Below are 26,235 nucleotides of genomic sequence, written 5' to 3'. Positions count from 1 at the left end.
ATCTCGGACCTGATTGCGTAGCGCCGCGTTGCCGACAGTGTGACCAGCTATTTCCGTTTCGTTTTCCTACTCTTGCCTGTGCTTGCCCTCGCGATTTTCGTGACATGGCTGCCGCGCGCGCAGCAGGGGAAGAACGCGCCTATTGTCGCACAGGAAGAGAGCGAGGAGCAGCCGCGCTCCATCGCGCAGATCGAGCTCGAACTGGAACTGGAAGAGATCGCCGAACGCTTCCCGGGCGAGGTCGGCATCGCGGTCTACGACATCGCGGCGGACCGGATGGCGTCTGCCAATGGCGAGGCGATGCTGCCGCAGCAGAGCGTCAGCAAGCTGTGGGTGACGATGACTGCTCTCGCCCATGCGGACGAGCGCGACCTGGACCTTGGCGAGCGGGTGGTGATCCGGCGCGAAGACCTCACCCTGTTCCACCAGCCGATCCGCGACATCGTGCGCACGCAGGGCATGTTCAGTTCGGACTATGCCGAGTTGATCGATCGTGCCCTGACCCGCAGCGACAACACGGCCAACGATCGGATTCTGCGCCGAGTGGGCGGGCCGGAAGAGGTCGAGGAGTTTCTCGAGGATCGCGACATCGAAGGCGTTCGCTTCGGGCTCGATGAACGTAACAAGCAGAGCGCTATCGCGGGGCTGACGTGGAACCAGTCCTACAGCTATGGCAACAGCTTCTACGAAGCGCGTGACGAAGTGCCCGATGCGGTTCGCAGGAGCGCGTTCGAAAGCTATCTTGCCGATCCGATCGACGGGGCGACGGCCGAGGGTATCGCGCTGGCCTTGGGCCGCCTTGTGCGCGGCGAACTGCTCTCGTCGGTGTCGACCGAATACCTGCTGCAAATCCTCGGCGAGACGCGCAGCGGGCCGAACCGGCTGAAGGGCGGCCTGCCACCGGGCTGGACGATCGCGCACAAGACCGGCACCGGCCAGTTCTTCGATGGCGAGCAATCGGGCTATAACGATGTCGGCGTCGTAACCTCCGATGGCGGCAACCAGTATGGCGTTGCCGTGCTCATCGCCCGGACCCGCGCATCCTATGCGGCGCGCATGGGCATGATGCACGAGGTCGTGCGGGCGATCGAGGCTTATGAAAACCGCGAATACGCGCAGGGCGCCAACGCCGCCTAAAGCTGCGGCACCCATTTCATCACGCCGCCCGGCAAGGGCGTCCACCAGCCCGTCCTGATACCCGCGGCGGCCAGCGTGTCGCTGGTCCACTGGTTGCAGGTATTGCCGAGGTGATAGGTGCCGGGCGCGTCGTAGAAGACGTCGTAGGGGGCATAGCCTGCATGTAGTTTACGCTGGTCGGGCGGCAGGACCTGTCGCTCGATCTCAGCGACGAGGCGGGCATACTGCGTTTCCGTGATACGCAGCGGGCGGATGTCGGCGGACGGTGCCGGGCGGACATAATGCGCGGCGTGGAGCAGGCCATCGCCGCCGAAGGCTGCGCCGATCGCCGTGCCCAAGGTGAGGTCCGCCCAGGTCGGCGTATTGAGGAAGACCTCTCGTTCGCCCCAGCTGACAGAGACATGGGTATAGGGGCGGTACGGGTTCCCGAGGTCCGCTGCCGGGAAAGCGCTGCGCCAGTCCTTCTGCGGCGTGACCAGCGGCATCACGATCCCGGTGTGGATGCCGTTGGTCTCGATGAGGATCTCGACGCCTTGGGTAGGCTCGGCCCAGTCGCCGTTGCGCGGGATCGAACTGCCGATCCAAGTGCCGAGCAGAAAGAGTATCGTGAGCGTCAGCGGCACGCCCAGCAGCCACGCGAGCCAGCGCAGCGGGCGTGTCACCGCACCCGGCTCTTGCGCAGCCAGAGGATCGACCAGTCGCCGTTCACCAGCCGCCGGGCGAGCCGGAAGCCGAGCGCGCGATAGGCTTGACGCACCTGGGGCTCTTGGGTTTCCAGCAGGCCCGCCAGCAAGAGGTTCGCACCCGGTGTCATCGCTGCGGCGAACTCGGGTGCGAGTTCGACCAATGGCCCGGCGAGGATATTGGCGATGAAAAGGTCGTACGGTCCGCGCGCTTCGAGCAGCGCATCGGCCATGCCATTGGCAATCACCATCGTCAGCGCGCCGGAACCGGCTCCTTGCGGAATGCCGTTGAGCTCGCAATTGTCGGCGACGACGCCTGCACAAACGGCATCGATGTCGGACGCGGTCGCCTTCGCATTCGGCCACAGGTGCAGCGCGGCGAAGGCGAGCAGACCGGTGCCGGTGCCGATATCGGCTATATTGCGCGCCGACACGCCCTCGCGCTTCATCAGGTCGAGCATGGCGAGGCAACCGGCAGTGGTCTGGTGCTGTCCGGTCCCGAAAGCCTGGCTGGCGGGGATGACGAAATCGACCAGCTCGGGGTCGGCCGCATGCTCCGGCGTTCGAACATGGAAGCGCCCCGCGCGGATCGGATCGACGCCCTTCTGGCTTTCGACCACCCAGTCGGTGTCGGGCAGTTTCTCGCCGATCAGCGCGGGTGCCTTGCCTTCGAAAAGGGCGGCGACGCGCTTTATGTCGGCTGGTTTGGGCTTATGGTCCAAATAGACTTCGAAGGTCCAATCGTCCGGCAGGTGGTCGGCAACCTCCATCCCGGTCACCACCCAATCGGCCGGCCAGTCGAGGTCCTCCTCATGCGCGACGAGCGCGGCCGTCGCCTGATCCTTCGAGCACTCGGTGTAGATCTTCCAGCTGTCAGCCACCGGCAGCTTCCTCGGCAAGACGCTTGTCGAGCCGTTCGCCGATCGCGCGTGCGTAGGCCTGGCACTGTCCGGCCACGCCGAGCGAACCGCTACGCAGCTTCTGGATCATCTGGCTGGCGGAAGGGTGCGGCGTCAGCAATTCGTCACAGGGCAGGGCCGCGACCCTGGCGAGGCTGGAGCGGAAGGTTCCAACGACATCGGGATGATCGCTAAAGCGATAGCTGTCCGCAGAGACTGGCGAGAGGCTATCGACATAGGCGAGGCGGCGGCAGACCGGCGGCTCGTCCGGGTCGGAGCAGGCGGTCCAGGTCCAGCTCGTCGCTCCCGGACTATGACCAGGCGTGAGATGGGCTGTAATCGCGATATCGCCTAGTGTTAGTACCTCGCCGTCCGCCACGATGCGCGCGACCGTCACCGGCGTCATGTCCGGATGTCCGGCATCGGCCTGTGGGTCATCGGGCAATACCTTGCCGGTTTGGAGGACAGGCGCAGCTTCGGCCGAAGCGACGATCTCCGCTCCGGTCGCCGCCGCCAGCACCGCGTGCCCGCCGACGTGGTCGAAATGTTCGTGGCTCGCGAGGATGTAGCGCACGTCTTTCGGATCGACGCCGATGGTCCGCAGGTTCGCGAGGACGACCTCGGCCCCTTTTTCGGTCCCGCTGTCGATCAGCACATGCCCGGCCGGATCGGCGATCAGGATCGAGGCGATCCCGCAGGTGCCGACATACCAGCTGTTGCCGAGGATGCGGAAGGGCGGGGCGGGCTTATCCCACTCGTCCCACGGCTCGCATTGCTCGGCGAATTGCGTGGAAGAAAGCCCTGCCTGCGGGAGCGCGGGCAGGGCAGCGGGCTGAGGGGTATGCGCTGCGGTGCACCCGGCCAGCAGCAATAGAGGTGCAATCCTAGCGAACATAGCTGGCTCCATTGGCGTCGAGCGTCGCCCCGGTCATGCTGGGCGGCGCGTCGAGGGCGCAGAATTCGATCAGTTTGCCGATCTCCTCCGGCTGCGCGACGCGGCCGAGCGGGATGTCGGCGAGCAGGCCCGGCCCGCCGCGGCTTTCCAGATAGTCGCCCGCCATCGCAGTATCGGTAAAGCCCGGCGTGATTGCGAAGCTCAGGATGCCTTCGCTGGCATATTGACGCGCTATCGTCTTGTGCATCGCGAGCATTCCACCCTTGGCAGCAGCGTAGTGCCAATGCGCCGGAGAATCGCCACGATGGCCTGCGCGGCTGGCGACGTGGACGATCCTGCCGCCGACACCGCGCTCCTGCCAGTGGCGCACGGCGAAGCGACTCAACTGCGCGGCAGCGGTGAGATTGATCCGCAGCGTATCTTCCCACGCATCGAGCCATTCGATGTCCGACCGGTCGAGCGGGTTGGGATCGAACAGCCCGGCATTGTTGACCAGCACGTCGATCTCTCCACCCGCCCGGGCGAGCGCGGCTTCCCATAATTCGTGCGGGGCACCGGGATCGGTGAAGTCGGCGGGCACAGTGTCGACCGCACTACTGGAGGTCGCCTGGCCGACGGTTTTCACGCCGCGCGCTTCGAACAGGGTCTTGGCCGCTGCGCCGATTCCGCGCGAGGAGCCTGTGAGCAAGATGCATGTCATGCATCACGCTATTCGGAAATTTGCAGCACTTGTCGAGGCCGCGTGCCTTGCGCAGAGCGCGCACTTCGCTAAGTGGAGCGCAACACGTCAGCTTTTCGGGTGAGAATACATGGCAAACCGGCCAATGGCGCCACATCTGCAAGTCTGGAAATGGGGCCCGCACATGGCGATCTCCATCCTCCACCGCATCACCGGCGACGGCATGGCGACCGTCGGCCTCGGCGTATTGCTGTGGTGGCTGGGCGCGATGGCCGGCGGTCCGGAAGCCTATGCGACCTTCGAAAGCGTCATGGGCTCGCCCATCGGCATGATCGTCCTAGTCGGCCTCAGCTGGGCTTTCTTCACCCACATGATGAGCGGCCTGCGCCATTTCGTGCTCGACATCGGTGCGGGCTACGAACTCGACACCAACAAGACGTGGTCGATCGTGGCACCGCTGATCGCCCTGTTCATGACGGCCGCGCTGTGGGCCGTCATCTTCCTCAATCTCCTGAAGTGAGCCGCAACCATGGGTAATGGAACCTCCATCGGACGCGTGCGCGGGCTCGGCTCGGCGCATGAAGGCGCGCATCATTGGCTGCTGCAGCGCTTTACCGCCGTCGGCAACCTGGTGCTGATGCTGTTTCTCGTCATCAGCCTCGCGCTGCTGCCGAGCTATGATTACGCAACCATGACCGGCTGGGCCTCGCAGACGCTACCCGCCACGGCGCTGGCGCTGCTGGTGATCTCGGTCTTCTGGCACGCGCGGCTCGGCCTGCAGGTGCTGATCGAGGATTATGTCCATGACGCCGGCACCAAGTTCGGCACTCTTGTTCTTCTCAACCTTGCAACCATCGGCGGCGCGGCCTTCGGCATCGTGTCCATCGCGCGCCTCGCCCTTGGAGGAGCCGCCTGATGGCCAGCAGCGACACTTTCACCATCGGCGACCGAGCCTATCCGATCGTCGACCACACCTACGATGTCGTCGTCGTGGGCGCTGGCGGCAGCGGGCTGCGTGCTACCATGGGCACAGCCGAGGCGGGGCTGAAGACGGCGAACATCTCCAAGGTGTTCCCCACGCGTTCGCACACCGTGGCAGCGCAAGGCGGCATCGCGGCTTCGCTGGGCAACAATTCGCCAGACCACTGGTCATGGCACATGTACGATACCGTGAAGGGCTCCGACTGGCTCGGCGACCAGGACGCGATCGAATATCTCGTGCGCGAGGCCCCGCAGGCGGTCTACGAACTGGAGCACGCCGGCGTGCCCTTCAGCCGCAACGATGACGGGACGATCTATCAGCGCCCCTTTGGCGGCCACATGCAGAACATGGGCGAAGGCCCGCCGGTGCAGCGCACTTGCGCCGCCGCCGACCGTACCGGCCACGCCATGCTGCACGCGCTCTACCAGCAGAGCCTGAAATACGATGCGGACTTCTTCATCGAGTATTTCGCACTCGACCTGATCATGAAGGACACGCCCGAGGGCAAAATCTGCGTCGGCGTGATCGCGATGTGCCTGGATGACGGGACGATCCACCGCTTCCGCGCCAAGGCCGTGGTGCTGGCCACCGGCGGCTATGGCCGCTGCTACTTCACCGCGACCAGCGCCCACACCTGCACCGGCGATGGCGGCGGCATGGTGCTGCGCGCGGGACTCCCGCTGCAGGACATGGAATTCGTCCAGTTCCACCCGACCGGCATTTACGGCGCGGGCGTGCTCATCACCGAGGGCGCGCGCGGCGAGGGCGGATACCTTACCAACTCCGAAGGTGAGCGGTTCATGGAACGCTATGCGCCGAGCGCGAAGGACCTCGCTTCGCGCGACGTCGTCAGCCGCTCGATGGCGTTGGAGATGCGCGAAGGGCGCGGCGTCGGTCCGGAAAAGGACCACATCTACCTCCACCTCGACCACATCGATCCCGCCGTGCTAGCCCAGCGCTTGCCGGGCATTACGGAGAGCGGCAAGATCTTCGCCGGCGTCGACCTGACCCGCGAGCCGCTGCCGGTGACGCCGACCGTGCATTACAACATGGGCGGGATCCCCTGTAACTTCCACGGCGAAGTGATGGCGGGCGACAAGGCCGATCCGGAAAAGATCGTCCCCGGCCTGTTCGCCGTGGGCGAGGCAGCCTGCGTGTCGGTCCATGGCGCCAACCGCCTTGGCTCGAACTCGCTGATCGACCTCGTGGTGTTCGGCCGCGCGACCGGCCACCGCCTGCGCGACCTGATCAAGCCCGGCACCAGCCATGACGAGTTGCCCGGAGACAGCGCCGAAATGTCGCTGAGCCGCCTCGACCACTTCCGCTATGCCGACGGCAGCACACCGACAGCGGCGCTGCGCGCAGACATGCAGAAGACCATGACCCGCCACGCGGCGGTCTTCCGCGACAGCAAGCTGATGGCCGAGGGCGTCGAGAACCTGAAGCAGATCAACAAGCGGATGGAGGACGTGAAGGTCTTCGACCGCTCGCTCATTTGGAACAGCGACCTCATCGAAACGCTCGAGCTCGACAATCTCATGGCGCAGGCCAATGTCACGATGGCCTCGGCGGAAAACCGCAAGGAAAGCCGCGGTGCCCACGCGCATGAGGACTTCCCCGAGCGCAACGATGCCGAGTGGATGAAGCACACAATCGCCTGGTTCGATGGCTGGGGTGGAAACGGCGGCGGCGTGAAGATCGATTACCGCCCGGTGCACGAATACACGCTGACCGACGACATCAAATATATCGAGCCGAAGAAGCGGGTTTACTGATGCGGATTGCGGGACTGGCAGCGGGCGCGATTGCAGCAGCCCTGCTTGCCAGCCCGCTATCGGCGCAGCTTTCCGCGCCCGAACAGGTGGCCGTCCAGGCTGTCGATGCAGGCTTCGAGCGCGACGTGAATGCGCTCGAGCAGATCACCCGCGTCAACTCGGGCACGCATAATCACGAAGGCGTGAAGGCCGTCGCGGATATGCTGATGCCGGCATTCGAAGAGCTCGGTTTCACGGTCCAGTGGATCGACCAGTCGGCGGCGGGCCGTGCGGGGCACCTCTTCGCCCGTCGTCTCGGCGATCCCGATACCAAGCGCATCCTGATGATCGGGCACCTCGATACGGTGTTCGAGCCGTCCTCCCCCTTCACCGGTTTCATGCGTGATGGCGACCGGGCCGTCGGACCCGGCATTCTCGACGACAAGGGCGGGGTCATCGTCATCCTCTCGGCTCTGCGCGCCATGCAGGCCGCCGGAACGCTGGACGGTGCGAATATCGTCGTGGCGCTGACCGGCGACGAGGAAGATGCGGGCGACCCACTGGAAGAGGCCCGCTGCGATCTGATTGAGGCAGGGCAATGGGCGGATGTGGCTCTGGGGTTCGAGGGGCTTTCGACGCTCGACGGCAACGACGCAGGCGTGATCGCGCGCCGGTCTTCGTCCAACTGGACGCTGACCACGCGGTCGGCCAGCGGTCATAGCTCCGGCATTTTCTCCGGGAGTTCCGGCTACGGCGCAGTCTACGAGATGGTCCGCATCCTCGACCGTTTCCGGGCCGAGCTGCCGGAAGAGAACGCGACGTTCAATGTCGGCTTGATTGCCGGCGGAACTCCTGCCGAGCTGGCGGAGGATGAGCTCTCCGCGACGACCGAAGGCAAGACCAACATCATTCCCTCCGTGGCCGTGGCGCGCGGGGATCTCCGCACGCTGACGCCCGAGCAGGACGAGCGGATCGTGGCGAAGATGCGAGCCATCGTGGCGGACAACCTGCCCGGCACCAGCGCCGAGTTCGACTTCGAGTCCCGCTACCCGCCGATGGCCCCGACCGACGGCAATCGCGACCTTCTCGCGCAGCTCAATCGCATCAATGCCGATCTCGGGCTGGATGAACAGCAACCCTATCCGCCCTCGCGCCGCGGCGCTGCGGACATCAGTTTCGTCGCGCCTTATGTCGATGGATTGGCGGGCATGGGGCCGGGCGGCGGCGGCAGCCATGCCGAGGGCGAATATATCGACCTGCCCACGATCGCGCGGCAGGCCATGCGCACAGCGATCCTGGTTGGCAGGCTTGCCCGGCAGCCGCGCGACTAGAAGGCGCAGCGCCCTCGCGCTGTTGTTCGCTACCGCGCTGTCATCCTGCGCGACCGGGCCGACAGCGCCGTCGCCTGAGCTGAGCGCACCGCCGTTCTACACCAAGCAAGTGACCGCGCGCGGCATCCCGATCCTGTCCTCCGTCAAGGTGCCTGACGAAGCGCTCTTCGCCGCCCGCAACATGGCGCAAGGCATGTTCGCGCACCGGCCTGAACTCGCCGAATGGCTCGCGGCGAACGATTACCGCGTCGCGATCATGGCAGTAGACGAAGCGCTGCTCGACCTGCCGGAGAATGCCGACTGGACCAAGCCCGCCTTCGACGATCCGCGTCTCACGCGGTGCGAGCGCAAACTCTACGACACGCGCATCGGGCGGCTTTCGGATCGCGAATATTGGGACAACCGCGCCCGTGCTATTGGGGGCGAGCGGACGGTCGGTTCGGAAGAGGACGTGCTCGGCCTGCCCGTCAGCCGCTATTTCGGCGAAACGATCTTCGTCCACGAGATGGCGCACAATGTCCTATTTGCGATCCATGCCGTCGATCCGGCACTCTACGCGCGGGTGCAGGCGGCGTACGACAATGCGCTTGCGACCAATCTCTGGCTCAACGAATATACGACGACGACCATCCAGGAGTATTGGGCGGAAGGCACGCAGTTCTGGTTCGATTCCAACCGCCTGCAAGCCTTCGATGGGCGGCGCATCCTGAACCACCAGGACCTCGCCGCTTACGATCCGCAGCTCTATGCGGCACTGGCCGAAGCGTATGGCGACAATCACCGCCTTGAAAGCGACCCGTTCTGGCAGCACCCTGCCCGCGTCCCGCCAGGGCCGCCGCCGGAAAACACCGCCGAAGAGTGTTAGCCGGTCGGCTGTTCCACCCGCCGGACATCGACGATCACCACCGGGTCGGCCAGCATCTGCCCTTTCATCCAGCCTTCGCCCTTGTCGGGATCGGTCGGCATCGCGTGGATCGCATGCACGACGTCCATTCCGTCCACGACATAGCCGAACACGGCATAGCCCACCCGCTCGTTCGGGTCGTCGCTATCGGGCATCGCGTCGAGACCGGTCTGGTCCTTGACCATGATCGAGAAGTCGCCGGTCGCCGTGCCCGGCTCGAGCCGCGCCATCGACAGGGCACCATCGGTGTGGCTGAGGCCGGTCTCGCTGGTCGGCTCATGCGCGATGCCGGGCAGGATGCGCTCGGGGTCGTTCTGCGTGCCGGCCTGGATCAGGCCGTTGGGCGGTTCGCCATAGTCGAGTCTCATCGCGCGATAGAAGACGATGCCGTCGAACCGGTCCTCGTCGACATAGCGCAGGAAATTGGCCGTCGTGATCGGTGCCCGCTCCGTCTCCAGCTCCACAGTGATGTCGCCCGCCGTCGTCTCCAGCACGACGAGTTCGGTCGCGGGAGCAGGGAAAGCATCGGTGTCGGCGTCCTGCGCGGCGAGGGGCGCGGCGAACAGGGCGAGGGCGGCAAGAGCGAGTCGATTAGTCATGCCCCGCACCATGCCACGGAGGACATTCAGATCACACCCGCGATCAGTCCGCGCTCGGCTGCTTCCTCGCAGGGGATGTACCAATTGTCCGGTGCCTTCTCGCGGACCTCTTCGAAATCCACTTCGGAATTCTCGGTGATCTCGCGGAATCCCATTTCCTCGATGTCGATCGAATGCTCGATTTCGTTCAGCGCGGCCTTCAGCTGCGCGATGCAGCTCCGCAAGGGACCGTTGAGATTGATCGTCTTGGCGATCTGGCGCTCGTGCAGCAGGATGCTCGAGCCTTTGGTGAAATACCGGCACTCGACCGGAAATCCCGCCATGAAGGTCGCCCCGGCGGAATAGACCGCCGCCTTGCCGAGGAAATAGATCGTCCGTCCGGCATCGCGGATCAGGCGCACGTCGTCCGCCATGGCGCGGGCGACTTCGGGATTGCCGCCCAGGGTCGTCATGGCAATCACCAGCGGCCCATCCTGCGGCGCAGCGCTGAGCTGGTTGCGGAATTCGGCATACATTGCCTCGTCGACGCTCCCGATGAGTCGCAACTGCGGCGCTGTCAGGATTTTCTGGCGGTCGGTGTCGTTCATCGGGTCGCTTGGTCCTTTTGCAGATCGCAAGGGCTTAGCGTTCCGCTCCGAACTGTGTTCCATGCTATGCTATCCGCATAAAAGGTTTACATGCGTAGTCGAGCTGGCTACAAGCGTAATCGATACAGATTACCCTCAGGGAGCAGATGGATGGCAAAGCGCAACGACGCGCCCGGTGACCGGATCAGCGAAGCCGAACATGCGGTGATGGAGGTGCTGTGGAAAAACAGCCCCATGAGTGCATCGGACGTGTGCGATCGGGTCTGCGCGCAGCGTGACTGGTCGATGCCGACCGTCAAGACGCTGCTAAGCCGTCTGGTGTCGAAAGGCGCACTGGGGACGGAGCCGCTGGGCCGCAAGTTCCTTTACCACCCGCTTATCGAACGGTCCGACTATGTCGGCACCGAATCGCGCCGCCTCGTCGAACGCCTGTTCGGCGGCCGTGCGGCCCCGCTGTTCGCGCATCTCGCGGAGAACGAGGCGCTCAGCGACAAGGATCTCGACGAGATCGAAGCGCTCTTGAGGGAGATGCGCAAATGACCGAGCTTTTGCGAGAATATTGGGACTGGTTCCTGCTCGATACGCTTTTATGGACAGGCGCGCTGATCGCGCTGGTGCTGCTGGTCCGCCGACCGGTCGCGCGCCATCTGGGGGCAGGCGCGGCTTATGCGCTTTGGGCCCTGCCGGCCCTGCGCCTTGTCATCCCGCCGATGACGCTGCCGGCGTGGATGGCGCCGACGACACCGGCCCCCGCTGCCGAGCCGATGGCTTTCGAGCCTGGCATAGCCGCGGAGCCGCAGTTCGCTGCCTTTACGCCTGCGGAGATGGTGGCACCGCTGCACTCGCTGCCCGAGCCCACCGATTTCATGACGCCGCTGGCGTTGATCTGGCTGCTCGGTGCAAGCATCTTCCTCGTTCGCCGCTTCTGGCTTTATGCCCGATTGCGCGAGGAGCTGCTGGAAGACGCGGTGCCGGTGGGCGAGGTCGGGAAAATCCGCCTGGTCGAAACGCCCGCTATCTCGGGCCCGCTGGCCTTCGGCGTACTCGACAAGGTGATTGCGCTGCCGTCAGGCTTCATGACCGCGCGCGACCGCATCGCCCGCGATCTCGCGATCGAGCATGAGCTGGCCCATCATCGCGGGCACGACCTGCTCGCCAACATACTCTTGCAGCCGCTGTTCGCCGCGCACTGGTTCAACCCGCTCGGATATATGGGCTGGACCGCATTGCGCCGCGACCAGGAAGCTGCCTGCGACGGCCGCGTCGTCGCCGCTCGTCCTCGCGAGGAGCGTGCGGTCTACGCCGGAGTGATCGCTGATTTTGCACGCCGTCCGCAGGCAGCCCCGCGCCCCGCGCTTGCTGCCCCGATGGCGTGCCCGGTTTTGGGGGACAAATCCATCATTCACCGTTTGAGGAATTTGTCCATGGAAGACGTATCGAACCGCCGCCGCATGGTTGCGCGCTCCGCCATCGCCGCTTCGTTGCTGGCGCTGCCGATGACAGCAACGATCGGCTATTCGGCTGCAGTCGCAGCACCTGCCGAAGACGAAGAAGCTGTCGCCGCGCTCCTGCCGGAAATGCCGCTGGCTCCCCCGGTGCCGCAAGCGGCTCTGCCGCCGGAAGCTCCGCTGGCACCCGAGCCGCCTGCACCACCAGAGGGATGGAGCGCGGACGAGCGCGAGGAATTGCGCGAAGAGCTGCGCGAGCAGCGCTTGGAGCGCCAGGAGCAGCGCCGCGAGTGGCGCGAACAGCAGCAGGAGGAGCTCCGCGAAGCTCGCCTCGAGGCTCGTCAAGAACGGGCAGAGGGCCGCAAGGAGTGGGCGCGCGGACGCGTCGCCTATGCCGAGGGTCGCAAGCAGTGGGCCGAGGGCCGCGTCCAGTGGGCGGAAGGCCGCGTGCAGCATGCCGTCGCGCGGCAGGACCGCGCCGAAGCGCACGCCTATGCGATGAGCGATGCCGAGATCAAAGAGATCGAGAAATCGGTCGAGCTGGCCATGCGGCACGTTCCCGAAGTGGTGGAATCCTGCCGCTATCCCGATGCGCCGGTGACCAGCATCGAGGGCCGCGACGGCCGTGTGACGATGTATATCTGCGAGACGGCCGGCGACCGTTTGGCTCTCAAGGCGCTGAAGCAGGCGCGGGCAGGGATTGCCCACAGCACCAACCTTTCCGCCGAAACGCGCCGCGAGGTGCTGCGCGACCTCGACCGTGAGATTGCCGAACTCTCTCGCTAAAGGTTCGTGAGAACGAGCTGGAGGCGGCCATCGTATTCCCGATGGCCGCCTTTTTCGCGACGTCAGCCGACGTTGGTGATGTTGTCGCAGGCGCGGTCGTCGCCCTGCAGCCCGAGCCGTAGAGCCTCGCTGCGCTGGCGGCTGGTGCCGTGTGTGAAGTTGTCGCTCGACACACGCCCGCCGGTCAGCCGGTCGTCGCCGATCGCGGCCGCGGCCTGCATGCCTTCCTCGATATCGCCCGGCTCGATGAGATTGCGGTTCTTTCCAGCCCAGACGCCGGCATAGCAATCGGCCTGCAATTCCATCAGCACGCTGAGCTGGTTTGCCCGGCGCGGGTTCTGCTGTTGCGCACTGCGGATCTGTCCGGAGATGCCAGTGATGGTCTGGATGTGGTGGCCGTATTCGTGCGCAACGACATAGAGACGTGCGAAGTCACCCTCGTTGCCCGCCATCTGCGCCAGTTGGTCATAAAAGCTCGTGTCGATATATATGCGCTGATCAGCGGGGCAGTAGAACGGACCCATTCCGCTGGACGCAGGACCGCACTCGGTCTGAAAACGTCCGCTGGCAAAACGCAAGCCGGGTTCCTGAAACCTCTCACCGAAGCCTTGCTCCTGGAAAGTCCGCGCCCAGGTTTCGTTCAGCGAAAGCAATGCATTGCAGGTTTCGGTGGCGTATTGGTTCGACGTGCAGAGCGCCTGTTCGTCCTGCGTACCCGGCTCTTGCGAGGCCTGGCTCTGCTGGACGCTTTCGACGGTTGCTGCGGTCTGCATCGGATCGAGACCGAACACGAAATACCCAAGCGCTGCGATGATGATAGTGCCGCAACCAAGGCCGCCAGCCTTGCCGACGCCGCCCCCGGCGCTGCCCACATCGATCTTGCTGGTATCGAACGGATTGAGACGCATCGCTTCCCCCATTGTCTGGCCGCTTTACAGCGCACCCCTTGTGCGCGATGGCCGTCGCATTGTCACTATAACGCCCGGAGGCTCAAATGTTTCTTCAAGGTAAGCGCGCGCTCGTCACCGGATCGACCAGCGGAATTGGCCTGGCCATCGCGCGGGCGCTGCATGGCGAAGGGGCGGAGGTGATCCTCAACGGTTTCGGCGACGAGAGGGAGATTGCGACCTTGCGCGAGGAACTGGGCGACGCGGCGCATTACGGAGCGGACCTGACCGATGTCGCCGCGGTAGAAGCGATGATGGCCGATGCGGGCGCAATCGACATCCTCGTCAACAATGCAGGTGTCCAGCATGTCTCGCCGGTAGAGGACTTCCCGGTCGACAAGTGGAACCTCATCATCGCGTTGAATCTCACCGCCGCATTCCACACGACGCGGCTGGCCGTACCCGGAATGAAGGCGAAGGGCTGGGGGCGGATCATCAACACCGCCAGCGCACATTCAAAGGTCGCGAGCCCGTTCAAGAGCGCATATAATGCCAGCAAGCACGGCATCGCGGGCTTCACCAAGACCATCGCCCTCGAACTCGCCGAGCACGGCGTGACCGCCAATTGCATCAGCCCCGGCTATGTCTGGACCCCGCTGATCGAGGGCCAGATCCCCGACACGATGAAGGCTCGCGGCCTGTCCCGCGAAGAGGTCATCAACGACGTGCTGCTGGTGAAACAGGCGACGAAGAAATTCGTCCAGCCCGAAGAAGTCGGCGCACTCGCTGCATTCCTGTGCCGCGACGAGGCGCAGAATGTGAACGGCGCGAACTGGAGCGTCGACGGCGGTTGGACGGCGGAGTGAGACACTAGCGCCAGCCCCTATCCGTCGTTACATGGGCCGCCACATTCCTCCCGGCAGGCGATTCTCCACGTGGCAAATTTCGACATCCCCCTCGGCCTTACTTTCGACGACGTCCTGCTGGTCCCGGCGGAGAGCGAAATCCTGCCGTCGATGGCCAAGACCGCCACGCAGCTGACCCGCGAGATCGGGCTCAGTATCCCGGTCATCTCCAGTGCGATGGATACGGTGACCGAGGCGGATATGGCGATCGCCATGGCGCAGCTGGGCGGGATCGGCGTGCTCCACCGCAATTTCGAGGTCGAGGACCAGGCTGCTGCCGTGCGCGCGGTAAAGCGCTATGAAAGCGGCATGGTGGTCAATCCGATCACCATCAATCCCGACGCCACGTTGGGCGAGGCGCAGGACATCATGGCGAAGAACCGCATCAGCGGCATTCCCGTGACCGACCGCGGCGGCAAGCTCGTGGGCATTCTGACCAATCGCGACGTTCGCTTTGCTGAAAATGCGCAGCAACCGGTCAAGGAACTGATGACCACCGACAACCTCGCCACCGTGCCGCTCGGCACCGGGCAGGACGAGGCGCGCAAGCTGCTGCACCAGCGCCGGATCGAGAAGCTGCTGGTCGTCGACGACAGCGGCCGCTGCGTCGGCCTGATCACGGTCAAGGATATCGAGAAGGCGGTCGCCTATCCCGAAGCGACGAAGGACGAGCAGGGCCGCCTGCGCGTCGCCGCGGCGACGACTGTGGGCGACAAGGGCTTCGAGCGGACCGAGGTGCTGATCGATGCCGGGGTGGATGTGGTCGTCATCGACACCGCGCATGGCCATAACAAGGATGTCGCGCGCTCGGTCGAGCGGGTGAAGAAACTGTCGAACAGCGTGCAGGTCATCGCCGGCAATATCGCGACGGGCGAGGCTGCCAAGGCACTGGCCGGCGCGGGCGCCGATGCCGTGAAGGTCGGCATCGGGCCGGGTTCGATCTGCACCACGCGCGTGGTCGCAGGCGTTGGCGTGCCGCAGCTCACCGCGATCATGGACTGCGTCGAGGAAGCTGCAAAGCATGGCGTCCCGGCGATTGCCGACGGCGGCCTGCGGACCAGCGGCGATGCGGCCAAGGCGCTTGCCGCCGGGGCCTCCACCATCATGATCGGATCGATGTTGGCGGGTACCGAGGAAGCACCGGGCGAAACCTTCATATATCAGGGCCGCAGTTACAAGGCTTATCGCGGGATGGGCAGCGTCGGCGCGATGGCGCGTGGCAGCGCCGACCGCTATTTCCAGGCCGACGTCAGCCAGCAGAAGCTGGTGCCCGAAGGCATAGAGGGGCAGGTGCCGTACAAGGGGCCTGCGAGCGCCGTCGTCCACCAACTCGTCGGCGGGATCAAGGCGGCGATGGGCTATACTGGCAGCGCCACCATCGAGGAACTCAAGCGAGCGAAATTCGTGCGTATCACCAACGCCGGTCTGACCGAGAGCCACGTCCACGACGTGTCGATCACCCGCGAGGCACCGAACTATCCGACGCGCTGATCGCCGGACCGCGACATGACGCCTGCCGCGCGGGTCCAGACCGCTATCGAACTGCTCGACGCGATCATCGCTTCTGCGCGTGCGAAAGGCGCGCCGGCTGACCGCATTCTGGCGGAATGGTTCCGCAATAACCGCTTTGCCGGGTCGAAGGACCGCCGCGCCATCCGCGAGCTGGTGTTCGGCGCCATTCGCGCCTGCGGACCGGTGCCGGAGACGGGCAGGGCGGCCATGCTGCGTCTTGCCGAAACCGACCCGGCTATCGCGCCGCTGTTCGACGGGTCGAAATATGGACCGTCCGCGCTCGGTGCCGATGAGGCGGCAGCAGAGGGCGGGATCGCGCCCGAATGGCTGGAGCGGAAGCTCGCCGCCTCGCAGATCGCGGGTGACGAAGCCGCAGCGCTGCTCGACCGCGCTCCGCTCGACCTGCGGGTAAACACACTCAAGGCCGATCGCGCGAGTTTGCAGCTGCCGGTCGAAAGCCACCCCACCGATGCGCCGAACGGCCTGCGGCTCGAACCCGGCACGCCGGTCGAACAATGGGAGGCGTTCCGCGACGGACGGATCGAAGTACAGGATACGGGCTCGCAGATCGCCTGCCTCGCGGTAGGCGCGCAGCCGGGCGAGACGGTGATCGACCTGTGCGCCGGGGCGGGCGGCAAGACTCTTGCGCTCGCTGCGACGATGGACAATCTCGGCACGCTCGTCGCCGCCGATACCGATCGCAACCGCCTGTCGCGCCTTGGTCCGCGGGCGGAGCGGGCGGGCGTGACCAACATCGAAACCCGCCTGCTCGACCCGAAGAAGGAGCGCGAAGCGCTGTCCGATCTGATGGGCAAGGCCGATGCGGTGCTGGTCGATGCACCGTGCTCTGGGACGGGGACATGGCGGCGCAATCCCGAAGCGCGCTGGCGGCTGGACGAGGCGGAGCTGGCGCGTCTCGCCGAAGTGCAGTCCTATCTGCTCGATCTGGCGCGAGAGCTCGTGCGGCCCGGCGGACGTATCGTCTATGTCACCTGCTCGCTGCTGGATGAGGAGGGGGCGGACCAGTTCGAGGCCTTCCTGGCGCGGGACGATGATCTCGAAGCTCAGCCTCCGGCGCTGCCTGCCGGTCGCCCGCGCGGGAACGGGGTTCGGCTCACACCGTATCACGATGGAACCGACGGATTTTTCATCGCCTGTGCAGGAAGGGCATGATACCACGCGTGTCATGGCCGAACCGTCAGCCCCTGCACGCCGATCCCCGATGGAGACGATAATGCGCTTTGCCCCAGCCGCCGCTGCCCTTTCCCTGGCTCTCGCCATGACGGCCAGCGTGGGTTGGAGTGCGGAGCGCGATCCCGATCCGCGCGCGGCCATGCTGATTGCAGAGGGGCAGACCGCGCTGCAGGGCGGCGACGTCCAGGGCGCCATCGATGCCTACGAGGCCGCGTTGGTCGTCGATCCGGGCTACACGCCGCTTTACCTGCGTCTCGCCGAAGCTGCCCGTGCGGACGAGATGCAGGGCAAGGCCATCCGCTACTATCGCGAAGTGCTGAACCGTGAACCGCGCAATTACGCTGCGATGTCGGGCGAGGGCGAGGCGCTGCTCGAAAAGGGCGCGCTGGAAAAGGCCCGCGCCAATCTCGCGCGGCTGGAATCGGCCTGCGGCAAGAGCTGCCCCGAAACGCAGCAACTCGCCGCCGCATTGGCGATCGGCCCGAAGCAGGCGGTGCAGACGGCCGAGGCGACGATCACTTTGGAGCCGCAGCCGCAGTCTAACTGACCGCCGGCTAATTGACGCTCAGACGAGTTCCCGAAACGCGTCCAGCACCGCGCGGTAGACGCGCTTCTTGAACGGCACGATCAGCTCCGGCAGGTCTTCCGGATCGGCCCATTTCCAATCGCAGAACTCGGGTGGATCGTGCGCTTCGAGGTCGACGTCGGCGTCGGTTCCGGAGAAGCGGGCGAGATACCAGACCTGCTCCTGCCCGCGATATTTGCCGCCCCACAGCTTGCCCATGAGTTCCTCGGGCAGGTCGTAACGGATCGGTTCTTTCGTGCTGTCGAGCAGGGTGACGTGCTCTGCGCGCACGCCGGTTTCCTCGGCCAGTTCGCGAAAGGCCGCTTCCTGCAGATCCTCGCCCTCGTCGACGCCGCCCTGCGGCATCTGCCACCAATCGCCTTCCTTGTTGTCGATGCGGCGGCCCACGAAGACCTTGCCTTGGGCATTCACCAGCATCACACCCACGCAGGGCCGGTATGCAAGCGGTTCGTTCACTTGTAGCGCTCCACCATCAGTTTGGTCGCGTCGAGAAAGGCTTCCAGATCGCGTTGTCCGCTCGGGATTGCCTTCCGCAGGGTTGTGAAACCGTGAATGATTCCTGGAAATTCGAGATAGACGACTTCGGTTCCCAGACCGACCAGGTGTGAGGCGTATTCACGGCCGCTATCGCGCAAGGGATCGAGGCCCGCCGTGCAGACCACGGTCGGCGGCGTGTTCGAGCAGTCGCCGACCATCGGCGTGTGGCGCGGATCGTTGGCGTCGCCGCCATATTGCTCGGTAAACCAGCTCATCGCCGCGCCGGTCAGCAGAAAGCCTTCCGCGAAGGCGGCAAGGCTGGAGTGCTGCGATACGTCGCTCGCCACCGGATAGATCGGGGCCTGCACGATCACCGGCGCATCCGCCGGCTCGTTCATCAGCTGGTTGGTAGTGACGATGGTCAGGTTTCCGCCCGCGCTGTCCCCGGTGATGACCAGCCCGGTGATCTCACGGCCGAGCTCGGCGGGCGATGAGGCGACCCAGCGGGCCGCCGCTTCGCAATCGTCGGGGGCGGCTGGGAAGGTGTGTTCGGGGGCGAGGCGATAGTCGACCGACACCACTGGCAGGTCGAGGTGATGCGAGATCTCGCTGCACAGGGCGTGATACACGTCGAGATCGCCGATCACGAAGCCGCCGCCATGGATGAAGATCACGCAAGGGCCGGCCTCGCGGCTTTCCTTCGTGTCGTAGAAGCGCAGCGGGATTTCGCCCGCTGGCCCGGGACAGGTCAGGTCCTTGATTACTGCCAGCTTGCGCGGCTCGCTCTCGGCCACGGCGCCCAGCGCTTTCATCTGTTGGCGACCCTCGATCGCGCCGACTTCTTCCACGCTCTGTCCGCCCATCTGTTCCAGCATGTCGAGGAAGCCCCGCACATCGTCGCGGACATAGTGTTCGGTGTCTGCCATCATCTCTCTCCCATTCTCGTTGCGTTTCGAGACTTACCGTATCGGCTGCGCTTTTCCACCGTGCATTTTCTCGCTAGCAGAGAATCTTGATTGCGAGAGGATAGGGTGCCTCCTAGGTGCGGCTCCCCAATGGAAAAGGCACGCGGATCATGCGTGCCAGACAAGGATTTACGGATGGCAACAGCCGCCACCACGCCGCAGGACTCCGCGTCCTCCACCCCCGATGCCATCGTCGTCCGCTTCGCCGGGGACTCGGGTGACGGGATGCAGCTGACGGGAGGCCAGTTCACGTTGTCGACCGCGCTGGCGGGCAACGACCTTGCGACCTTCCCCGATTTTCCTGCCGAAATCCGCGCGCCGCAGGGCACGCTATTCGGTGTGTCTGCCTTCCAGATCAACTTCGGCAGCCGGCAGATCAACACGGCGGGCGATGCGCCCGATGTGCTGGTGGCGATGAACCCGGCGGCGCTGAAGGTGAACCTCGCGGCGCTGAAGCCCGGCGGCCTGATCATCGCCGACACCGGTGCCTTTACGAAGCGCAATCTCGACAAGGCGCATTACGAAGCCAATCCGCTGGAGGACGACAGTCTCGCCAAATTCGACGTGCTGGCCTTCGACATCAGCGAGAAGACGATCGAGGCGGTCAAGCCCTTCGGCCTCGGCAACAAGGATGCGCTGCGCTCCAAGAATATGTGGACGCTGGGCCTCGCGCTGTGGATGTTCGGCCGGCCGAGAAAGCCGATCCACGACTGGCTGAAGGCCAAGTTCAAATCCAAGCCCGACATTGCCGACGCCAATATCGCGGCGCTAGATGCGGGCCATGCTTTCGGCGAAACGGCGGAGCTGTCCGGCCCGATGCGGCAGATGGAAATGCCGCCGGTCCAAAGCGAGCCGGGGCTCTATCGCACTATTACCGGCGCGGAAGCCGTGTCGCTGGGCCTGGTGGCGGGCGCGCAGTTGGCCGAGCTGCCGATGTTCTTCGGCGGCTATCCGATCACGCCCGCCAGCGCGATCCTCCACCACCTCGCGCGGCTCAAGGAATACGGCGTCACGACTTTCCAGGCGGAGGACGAGATCGCCGCGATCTGCGCCGCCATCGGGGCGAGCTATGCCGGTCAGCTGGGCGTCACCAGCTCGTCCGGGCCGGGCATCGCGCTGAAGACGGAAGCCATCGGGCTCGGCATCATGACCGAGCTGCCGCTGGTGATCGTCAATTCGCAACGCGGCGGGCCGAGCACCGGCCTGCCGACCAAGACCGAGCAGAGCGACCTCTATCAGGCCGTCTATGGCCGCAATGGCGATGCGCCGATGCCGGTGATCGCAGCGCGCAGCCCGTCCGACGCGTTCGAGGTGGCCATCGAGGCTTGCCGCATCGCGACCGAATATATGACCCCGGTCATGCTGCTGACCGATGGCTACATCGCCAATGCCGCCGAACCGTGGAAGGTGCCGAACCCGGCCGATTTCACGCCGTTTCCCGCGCAATTCCTCACCGAACCGCGCGGCGAGCAGTTGCTGCCCTACAAGCGCAACGAAAAGGGCGCTCGCCCCTGGATCAAGCCCGGCACGCCCGGCATGATGCACCGTATCGGCGGAATCGAGAAGCACGAGGAAACGGGCAATATCGACTATTCGCCCGACAACCACCAGCGCATGACCGACCTGCGCAAGGCGAAGATCGAGAACATTACCGTGCCCGACCAAGAGGTCGCGCTGGGCGAGATGTCCGGCACGCTCGCCGTGGTCGGCTGGGGCAGCACCTACGGCCCGATCCATCAGGCCGTGCGCCGCAGCATCGCCAAGGGCTGCTCGGTCAGTCACATCCACGTGCGCCATATCTGGCCGATGCCGAAGAACCTCGGCGAGTTGCTCAAGGGCTTCGACCATGTGCTGGTGCCGGAAATGAACACTGGCCAGTTCAAGACCGTGCTGCGCGACCAGTTCCTCGTCGACGCGCAACCGCTCACCAAGACCAGCGGCCAGCCCTTCCAGATTGCCGAACTGGAAGCGGAGATCGCGAAATATTTCGACGGCATCGAAGGCAATGAGGGTGGCGAGGTCGCAGTCAATGACCAGCAGCTTCCCAGCCCTGTTGCGGAGAACGACTGATGAACGCACCGGTTAAGATCGAAACCACGCTCAAGGACTGGGAAACCGACCAGGAGGTTCGCTGGTGCCCCGGGTGCGGCGACTATGCCATCCTCAAAGCCGTGCAGCGCACGCTGCCGCAGCTGGGTGCGGATCCGGCGAACACGGTGTTCATCAGCGGCATCGGCTGTTCGAGCCGTTTCCCGTACTACATCGAGAGCTACGGCTTCCACACCATCCACGGCCGCGCGCCGGCCTTTGCGACGGGGGCCAAGCTCGCCAATCCGGAGCTCGACATCTGGCTGGTGACGGGCGACGGAGATGGCCTTTCCATCGGTGGCAATCACCTGATGCATGTCCTGCGCCGCAACGTGAACATGCAGATCATGCTGTTCAACAACGAGATTTATGGTCTCACCAAGGGCCAGGCCTCGCCCACCAGCCGCGAAGGGACCAAGTCGCCCTCGACGCCGATCGGCAGTTACGACCACCCGGCTCGCCCGGCGGCCTTCGCGCTCGGCAGCGGTGCGCGCTTCATCGGGCGCGGGTTCGATGTGTCGAAGCATTTGCCCGACGTGCTCAAGGCCGCCCATGCGCACAAGGGCGCGGCGTTTATCGAGATTTTCCAGAACTGCATCGTCTACAACAAGGACGTGTTCGACGATTTTGCCGCACCGAAAGGCGCGGAGGATCGCCAGCTGTGGCTTGAGAATGGCAAACCAATGCTGTTCGCCAAGGACACGAAGGGCCTTGCGCTCAACCGCGAGACGCTCGGCCTCGAAGTAGTCGATGTGACAGACGGCGATTGGGAAAGCGCGGGCGTGATCGTCCACGACGTCACCAACCGTTCGGTCGCGCATATGCTGATCGAAATGCCCTTCGGCCCGTTCCCCATGGCGCTCGGCGTGCTCTACGACGATCCGCGTCCGACCTTCGAGGATGCGGTTACTGAGGAACGCGAGCGGGCCAGCGCGGGCAAGGAAGCGAACCTCGCCAAGCTGCTCGGCACGGGGCAGACCTGGACGGTCAGCGGGACGGCGCAGGACCCCATCTAGGCCGGGGCCGATCTAGGCAGGGACCGGGTCTTCCCCCGGTTCTTCAATCTGGTGGCGTTCCTGCAACCGGGTGGCGATGAGGCCCATCGCCAAGGCCCAGCTGGCCCCGACCGTCCAGCCGCCGAGTACGTCGGTCGGGTAATGGACGCCCAGATATAACCGGCTGAACCCGATGGCGAGCACCAGCAGCGCCGCTGTGCCGATGGTGAATATGCGCGCACGGCGCTCGTCGAAGCTGCGCGAAATCATGACTGCCAGCGTCAGGTAGACGATGGCGCTGTTCATCGAATGGCCGCTTGGAAAGCTGAGCGAAGTTACCTCGACGAGATGCGGCACCACTTCGGGCCGTTCGCGCGCGAACAGGCTTTTGAGCAATTTGCCCATCACCGCCCCGCCGCCGGTAGCCAGCGCGGTGTAGAGCGCCTGCTTCACGCGGCCGCGCATCAGCAGGAACGCGATCGCAAGCGCGGAGACCAGCGTCAGCACGGTCACCCCGCCGAGCGCGGTTATGTCACGCATGGAATCGAGCAGCCATGACGGGCCGATCGGGGTGGCGAGGTCCCCCGGTATGCGGAGCGACTTGAGGAAAGCGATGTCGAAGGCCTGCGTGTCGTCTTCTAGCATCTCGCCGGCCAGCTTGATGAACCCGCCGACCAGCGCGGCGCCGACCAGAAGACCGATCAGCAGGCCCTGTTCGCGGTGGATATAGGTCTTGAGGGTGGATAGCTGCACGGCCGGTCCTTTGCGATGGTGCGGCGATAACGCATGGGTGGCCGAGGTTATCCGACAGGAGAGATACGCTGGACAATCTGACCCACTCCCTCGTCGGGGCGCTGATCGGGCAGGCTGGGCTCAAGAAGAAGACCGGCCTGGCCATGCCCGCGCTGATCATCGGGGCGAACCTGCCCGATGTGGATGCGGCGTGCTTCCTGTGGCTCGACGGGGTGGAGCATCTCGGCTTCCGGCGGGGGATCACCCACGGCCCGCCCGCTTGGCTACTGCTGCCGCTCGTGCTGGCGGGGTTGCTCTACGGGTTCGACCGCTGGCAGGCGAAACGCGGCACACGGCCAGCGGCGCGGCTGCCGGTGAGCTTCAAATGGCTCTACCTGCTCGGCTTCATCGGTTGCCTGACGCACCCGGCGCTCGACTGGCTCAATGTCTACGGCATCCGCCTGCTGGAGCCGTTCTCCAGCCGCTGGTTCTACGGTGACACGCTGTTCATCATTGACGTGTGGTTGTGGGGGCTGATGGGCTTCGCCACGTGGTTCTCGCTCCGCCGCGAGAAGCGGGGCGGGGAGTGGCGACGGCCTGCGCGTATCGCGCTGAGCGTGGCGCTGGCGTACATCGGGGTGAATGGGGCGATCACGGCATACGATAGAGCTAAATACGGGAACCAGCTCAGTTCCGATGCAGAGTATATTTCGAGTCCTCTACCGCTCAAATTTTGGGAGAGAGAACAGATTATCGGACGTGATCACGATGTTTGGTACACTCTTAGGTCGCTAGCTCCGGGAGGGCCGATTGAGAAGGGCCTCGAATTGCCGGTACCATCGAATCGATGTGCATGGCCGTCATCAGAACAGCTGGCTAGAGCTGGCAGCCAGTCGCGGGCTTTTCTCTTCTGGTCCCGCGCACCCTTTGCCGAGCAAGCACCCGACGGCTCCGTCTTGCTCCGAGATGCGCGCTTCTACGATCCGCGTGCGCGTGACCGCTTCACCGTCGCGCTGCCCGATGTGACGTGCGAGGAACTTCCCGCGCGCTGATCCCGTTGCCTCGCCAAAGGGGAACCCATGACTTCACCACAGATCGTCTGGCTGCGGCGCGACTTGCGCATGAAGGATCAACCCGCGCTCTATGCCGCCGCGCAGGCAGGGCCGGTTATTCCGGTCTACATTCTCGACGAGGAGCGTGCAGGCGACCGCAAGCTGGGCGGGGCGCATCGCTGGTGGTTGCATCATTCGCTGGAGGACCTCGCGAAGAGCTATGGTCGGCGGAATGCGCAGATCGTGATGCGCCGGGGCGATAGCGTCTCCGTGTTGCAGGGCATCGCGCGGGAAACCGGGGCGAGCGCGATCCACGCCAACCGTCATTACGAACCCTGGCACCGCGAGGCCGAGGAAGACCTGCACGATGCGCTGAAGGACAGCGAGTGCGAGCTTGTGCTGCACGACGGCAACTACCTCCTTCCCCCCGGCACGGCGCGCACCGGCGGCGGCGATCCCTACAAGATCTACACGCCCTTCATGCGGGCGGTGAAAGAGCTGCTGCCCCCGCGCGACGAGTTGCCGGAGCCGGACACGATCTCGCAGCCCTCCGACATGCCGGAAAGCGACGACCTCTCCGACTGGGAGCTGCTGCCGAACAAGCCCGATTGGGCAGGCGGCCTGCGCGATTTCTGGACCGTGGGCGAGGATGCGGCGCACGAGCGGCTCGACTGGTGGGCCGATCACGTCGGCGGCTATGACGACGGGCGCAATCTGCCGAGCGAGGATGCGACCTCCAAGATGTCCCCGCACCTCCACTGGGGCGAAATCTCGCCGGTCAGCATCTGGCACCGCATGAAGGACATGCGCTCCGACGGGTGGCAGGTCTACGAGAAGGAGCTGATCTGGCGCGACTATGCGCAGAACGTCATCTGCCAGTTCCCGAACTATCCCGAAGAAAGCTACCGCGATTACGACGAGCAAACGCTGTGGCGGAACCCCAATCGCGGGCACGTGATCCAGTCCGAACTGGAGGCGTGGCAGCAGGGGCGGACCGGCTATCCGATCGTCGATGCCGGCATGCGCCAGCTATGGCAGACCGGCTGGATGCACAATCGCGTCCGCATGATCGCGGCCAGTTTCCTCATCAAGCACCTGCTGATCGACTGGCGCCATGGCGAGCGCTGGTTCTGGGACACGCTGGTCGATGGCGACTATGCCAGCAACGGCACCAACTGGCAGTGGGTCAGCGGCACCGGCGTCGACAGCAACATGTTCCCGCGCATAATGGCCCCGCTCAGCCAGAGCGAGAAGTTCGACGCGGCGGAATATATCCGCGAATACGTGCCGGAGCTTGCCGATCTCGACGACGAGCACATCCACGATCCCGGCGACGAGCACCGGCCGGAGGATTATCCGGAGAAGCTGATCCGCCACAAGGAAGCCCGCGAGCGCGCGCTGCAGGCCTATCGGGACAGCAAGGACTGACGCTGGGCATCGATGAAGCGCCGGGTGGCCTGCTGCACATCGGCGAAGGTCAGCCTCGCAAAATCCATGCCTTCTGCAGCAGCGTTCATCGCGTCGCGGTCGTTAACGTGCGGGAAGGGTTGATCGGGCACCGGCATGCCGAGGAACCGGCACAGCGGCTCCCATCCGTCCTTCGCCTCGAACTCCAGCAAACGATCGGGCGCGATGGTCTTGCGAACCTCGTCGCCATAGCGCTCGAAATGCCGAACCATCGCCTGCCGTTCGAGCCGCAGTCCGAACGGCGGATTGGCCAGCGCCGCCGGCGCTAGGGATGAGCGGAGCATGAAGCGGACGTGCTCCGCACTGCCGACGGTCTCCATAACGGATTCGTACCACCGCACAGGATCTCGCCGCGTCAGGATGACCTTGGCTTGCGGGAAGCGCTTGGCGAGCTGCTTCCACAATGCGCAGGACGGTGCGTCGAGCGTGGCATGATACTCCGCCCACAGCGGATCGAGCAGCCCCGGACGCGCTCGCGCGAAGGTCCAGCGCCAGCGATGCTCGGGGTGCAGGATCAGCTCGCTCATGTGGTAGCAGCGGGCGAAGCCCAGCATTTCGAGCGCGAATTTCAGCGAGAGCGTGCCGGTACGCGGCAGAGCCGCTCCGACGATCTGCAATGCCATCCCGCTAATCTCCCCGATGTCGGCAAAGCCGGGTCTTGCACGGTTCGCGCGCCGACTCCATAGGCCCT

At 64.9% G+C, this 26,235-nt stretch carries 27 protein-coding genes; 16 read left to right on the top strand and 11 right to left on the bottom strand.

Translation table 11 applies throughout. The annotated features are described in order from the left end of the window. The first annotated feature begins 39 nt into the window (after window positions 1–39). Entirely contained in the window at window positions 40–1,137 is a 1,098-nt protein-coding gene (locus Q9K02_RS09830) for a serine hydrolase (protein WP_305932736.1), read from the top strand. On the opposite strand, the gene Q9K02_RS09825 is transcribed toward Q9K02_RS09830, so the two are convergent. From Q9K02_RS09825 to Q9K02_RS09810, 4 genes are read right to left on the bottom strand one after another with little or no spacing between them, the layout of a single operon-like run. Continuing rightward, on the bottom strand, window positions 1,134–1,799 hold the full coding sequence (locus Q9K02_RS09825; protein WP_305932735.1) for a DUF2459 domain-containing protein: 666 nt from the start codon (window positions 1,797–1,799) through the stop codon (window positions 1,134–1,136). The genes Q9K02_RS09830 and Q9K02_RS09825 overlap by 4 nt on opposite strands. Then, window positions 1,796–2,701: a 50S ribosomal protein L11 methyltransferase gene (locus tag Q9K02_RS09820; RefSeq protein ID WP_305932734.1), complete on the bottom strand. Its 906-nt coding sequence runs from the start codon at window positions 2,699–2,701 to the stop codon at window positions 1,796–1,798. The genes Q9K02_RS09825 and Q9K02_RS09820 overlap by 4 nt, the downstream gene beginning before the upstream one ends. Next, window positions 2,694–3,614, bottom strand: a complete 921-nt coding sequence (bla, locus tag Q9K02_RS09815) for a subclass B3 metallo-beta-lactamase (protein WP_305932733.1) — start codon at window positions 3,612–3,614, stop codon at window positions 2,694–2,696. The genes Q9K02_RS09820 and bla overlap by 8 nt, the downstream gene beginning before the upstream one ends. Beyond that, on the bottom strand, window positions 3,604–4,314 hold the full coding sequence (locus tag Q9K02_RS09810) for an SDR family NAD(P)-dependent oxidoreductase (RefSeq protein ID WP_305932732.1): 711 nt from the start codon (window positions 4,312–4,314) through the stop codon (window positions 3,604–3,606). The genes bla and Q9K02_RS09810 overlap by 11 nt, the downstream gene beginning before the upstream one ends. A 109-nt stretch (window positions 4,315–4,423) precedes the next feature. On the opposite strand from Q9K02_RS09810, the gene sdhC reads away from it, so the two are divergent. The 5 genes from sdhC to Q9K02_RS09785 are packed head-to-tail and all read left to right on the top strand — an operon-like array spanning window position 4,424 to window position 9,225. Next, window positions 4,424–4,813 (top strand): succinate dehydrogenase, cytochrome b556 subunit, encoded by a 390-nt coding sequence (gene sdhC / locus Q9K02_RS09805; protein WP_305932731.1) that lies wholly within the window; start codon window positions 4,424–4,426, stop codon window positions 4,811–4,813. 9 nt (window positions 4,814–4,822) lie between these two features. Beyond that, entirely contained in the window at window positions 4,823–5,209 is a 387-nt protein-coding gene (gene sdhD / locus Q9K02_RS09800) for a succinate dehydrogenase, hydrophobic membrane anchor protein (RefSeq protein WP_305932730.1), read from the top strand. Continuing rightward, window positions 5,209–7,050 carry a succinate dehydrogenase flavoprotein subunit gene (gene sdhA / locus Q9K02_RS09795; protein WP_305932729.1) on the top strand — a complete coding sequence of 614 codons (1,842 nt, stop codon included), beginning with the start codon at window positions 5,209–5,211 and terminating at the stop codon, window positions 7,048–7,050. The genes sdhD and sdhA overlap by 1 nt, the downstream gene beginning before the upstream one ends. Then, complete coding sequence (locus Q9K02_RS09790; RefSeq protein WP_305932728.1) at window positions 7,050–8,360, top strand: M20/M25/M40 family metallo-hydrolase; 1,311 nt, start codon at window positions 7,050–7,052, stop codon at window positions 8,358–8,360. The genes sdhA and Q9K02_RS09790 overlap by 1 nt, the downstream gene beginning before the upstream one ends. Next, a complete protein-coding gene (locus tag Q9K02_RS09785) occupies window positions 8,338–9,225 on the top strand; it encodes a glycoside hydrolase (RefSeq protein WP_305932727.1) in 888 nt (295 codons plus the stop codon). The genes Q9K02_RS09790 and Q9K02_RS09785 overlap by 23 nt, the downstream gene beginning before the upstream one ends. On the opposite strand, the gene Q9K02_RS09780 is transcribed toward Q9K02_RS09785, so the two are convergent. Together Q9K02_RS09780 and Q9K02_RS09775 are read right to left on the bottom strand one after the other, a co-directional pair. Then, complete coding sequence (locus tag Q9K02_RS09780) at window positions 9,222–9,863, bottom strand: peptidylprolyl isomerase (RefSeq protein ID WP_305932726.1); 642 nt, start codon at window positions 9,861–9,863, stop codon at window positions 9,222–9,224. The two genes, Q9K02_RS09785 and Q9K02_RS09780, sit on opposite strands and share 4 nt — an antisense overlap. A 26-nt stretch (window positions 9,864–9,889) precedes the next feature. Further along, window positions 9,890–10,450, bottom strand: coding sequence for an ATP-dependent Clp protease proteolytic subunit (locus Q9K02_RS09775; protein WP_305932725.1), 561 nt, complete (start codon window positions 10,448–10,450; stop codon window positions 9,890–9,892). A 150-nt stretch (window positions 10,451–10,600) separates the two neighbouring features. Between Q9K02_RS09775 and Q9K02_RS09770 the strand changes: the two genes are divergently transcribed. Beyond that, the gene (locus Q9K02_RS09770) at window positions 10,601–10,990 is read left to right on the top strand and encodes a BlaI/MecI/CopY family transcriptional regulator (RefSeq protein ID WP_305932724.1); all 390 of its coding nucleotides are present in this window, start codon (window positions 10,601–10,603) and stop codon (window positions 10,988–10,990) included. After that, window positions 10,987–12,684 (top strand): M56 family metallopeptidase, encoded by a 1,698-nt coding sequence (locus tag Q9K02_RS09765; protein ID WP_305932723.1) that lies wholly within the window; start codon window positions 10,987–10,989, stop codon window positions 12,682–12,684. Before Q9K02_RS09770 ends, Q9K02_RS09765 begins: the two co-directional genes overlap by 4 nt. 62 nt (window positions 12,685–12,746) lie before the next feature. Here the strand turns inward: Q9K02_RS09765 and ypfJ are convergent, their stop codons facing one another. Next, window positions 12,747–13,592, bottom strand: a complete 846-nt coding sequence (gene ypfJ / locus Q9K02_RS09760) for a KPN_02809 family neutral zinc metallopeptidase (RefSeq protein WP_305933494.1) — start codon at window positions 13,590–13,592, stop codon at window positions 12,747–12,749. A gap of 86 nt (window positions 13,593–13,678) precedes the next feature. On the opposite strand from ypfJ, the gene Q9K02_RS09755 reads away from it, so the two are divergent. The 4 genes from Q9K02_RS09755 (at window position 13,679) to Q9K02_RS09740 (ending at window position 17,729) form a co-directional block, all read left to right on the top strand. After that, window positions 13,679–14,437: a 3-hydroxybutyrate dehydrogenase gene (locus Q9K02_RS09755; RefSeq protein ID WP_305932722.1), complete on the top strand. Its 759-nt coding sequence runs from the start codon at window positions 13,679–13,681 to the stop codon at window positions 14,435–14,437. Window positions 14,438–14,506: 69 nt separating this feature from the next. Next, on the top strand, window positions 14,507–15,967 hold the full coding sequence (gene guaB / locus Q9K02_RS09750) for an IMP dehydrogenase (protein WP_305932721.1): 1,461 nt from the start codon (window positions 14,507–14,509) through the stop codon (window positions 15,965–15,967). Window positions 15,968–15,982: 15 nt separating this feature from the next. Next, on the top strand, window positions 15,983–17,161 hold the full coding sequence (locus tag Q9K02_RS09745) for an RsmB/NOP family class I SAM-dependent RNA methyltransferase (protein ID WP_305932720.1): 1,179 nt from the start codon (window positions 15,983–15,985) through the stop codon (window positions 17,159–17,161). Between the two features lie 49 nt (window positions 17,162–17,210). After that, window positions 17,211–17,729, top strand: coding sequence for a hypothetical protein (locus Q9K02_RS09740; RefSeq protein ID WP_305932719.1), 519 nt, complete (start codon window positions 17,211–17,213; stop codon window positions 17,727–17,729). A gap of 18 nt (window positions 17,730–17,747) precedes the next feature. Here Q9K02_RS09740 and Q9K02_RS09735 read toward each other — a convergent pair whose 3' ends face one another. Together Q9K02_RS09735 and Q9K02_RS09730 are read right to left on the bottom strand one after the other, a co-directional pair. Next, entirely contained in the window at window positions 17,748–18,185 is a 438-nt protein-coding gene (locus tag Q9K02_RS09735) for an RNA pyrophosphohydrolase (protein ID WP_422785448.1), read from the bottom strand. 35 nt (window positions 18,186–18,220) lie between these two features. After that, window positions 18,221–19,171 (bottom strand): alpha/beta hydrolase, encoded by a 951-nt coding sequence (locus tag Q9K02_RS09730; RefSeq protein WP_305932717.1) that lies wholly within the window; start codon window positions 19,169–19,171, stop codon window positions 18,221–18,223. 174 nt (window positions 19,172–19,345) lie between these two features. Between Q9K02_RS09730 and Q9K02_RS09725 the strand changes: the two genes are divergently transcribed. Both Q9K02_RS09725 and Q9K02_RS09720 read left to right on the top strand, forming a co-directional pair. Further along, entirely contained in the window at window positions 19,346–21,280 is a 1,935-nt protein-coding gene (locus Q9K02_RS09725; RefSeq protein ID WP_305932716.1) for a 2-oxoacid:acceptor oxidoreductase subunit alpha, read from the top strand. After that, a complete protein-coding gene (locus Q9K02_RS09720; RefSeq protein WP_305932715.1) occupies window positions 21,280–22,314 on the top strand; it encodes a 2-oxoacid:ferredoxin oxidoreductase subunit beta in 1,035 nt (344 codons plus the stop codon). The genes Q9K02_RS09725 and Q9K02_RS09720 overlap by 1 nt, the downstream gene beginning before the upstream one ends. A 12-nt stretch (window positions 22,315–22,326) precedes the next feature. Here the strand turns inward: Q9K02_RS09720 and Q9K02_RS09715 are convergent, their stop codons facing one another. Next, a complete protein-coding gene (locus Q9K02_RS09715; RefSeq protein ID WP_305932714.1) occupies window positions 22,327–23,046 on the bottom strand; it encodes a phosphatase PAP2 family protein in 720 nt (239 codons plus the stop codon). 68 nt (window positions 23,047–23,114) lie between these two features. Here Q9K02_RS09715 and Q9K02_RS09710 point away from each other — a divergent pair, with 68 nt between their 5' ends. Both Q9K02_RS09710 and Q9K02_RS09705 read left to right on the top strand, forming a co-directional pair. Further along, window positions 23,115–24,077 carry a metal-dependent hydrolase gene (locus Q9K02_RS09710; RefSeq protein WP_305933493.1) on the top strand — a complete coding sequence of 321 codons (963 nt, stop codon included), beginning with the start codon at window positions 23,115–23,117 and terminating at the stop codon, window positions 24,075–24,077. Window positions 24,078–24,104: 27 nt separating this feature from the next. Beyond that, on the top strand, window positions 24,105–25,505 hold the full coding sequence (locus tag Q9K02_RS09705) for a cryptochrome/photolyase family protein (RefSeq protein WP_305932713.1): 1,401 nt from the start codon (window positions 24,105–24,107) through the stop codon (window positions 25,503–25,505). Here Q9K02_RS09705 and Q9K02_RS09700 read toward each other — a convergent pair. Next, entirely contained in the window at window positions 25,484–26,167 is a 684-nt protein-coding gene (locus Q9K02_RS09700) for a sulfotransferase family protein (protein ID WP_305932712.1), read from the bottom strand. The genes Q9K02_RS09705 and Q9K02_RS09700 overlap by 22 nt on opposite strands. Between the last annotated feature and the right edge of the window lie 68 nt (window positions 26,168–26,235).

This window comes from Qipengyuania profundimaris, from assembly GCF_030717945.1.
GTDB classification, from domain to species: domain Bacteria; phylum Pseudomonadota; class Alphaproteobacteria; order Sphingomonadales; family Sphingomonadaceae; genus Qipengyuania; species Qipengyuania profundimaris.
Note: the sequence above shows the minus strand (reverse complement) of the source record. Positions and strands in the feature narration are given on the sequence as shown.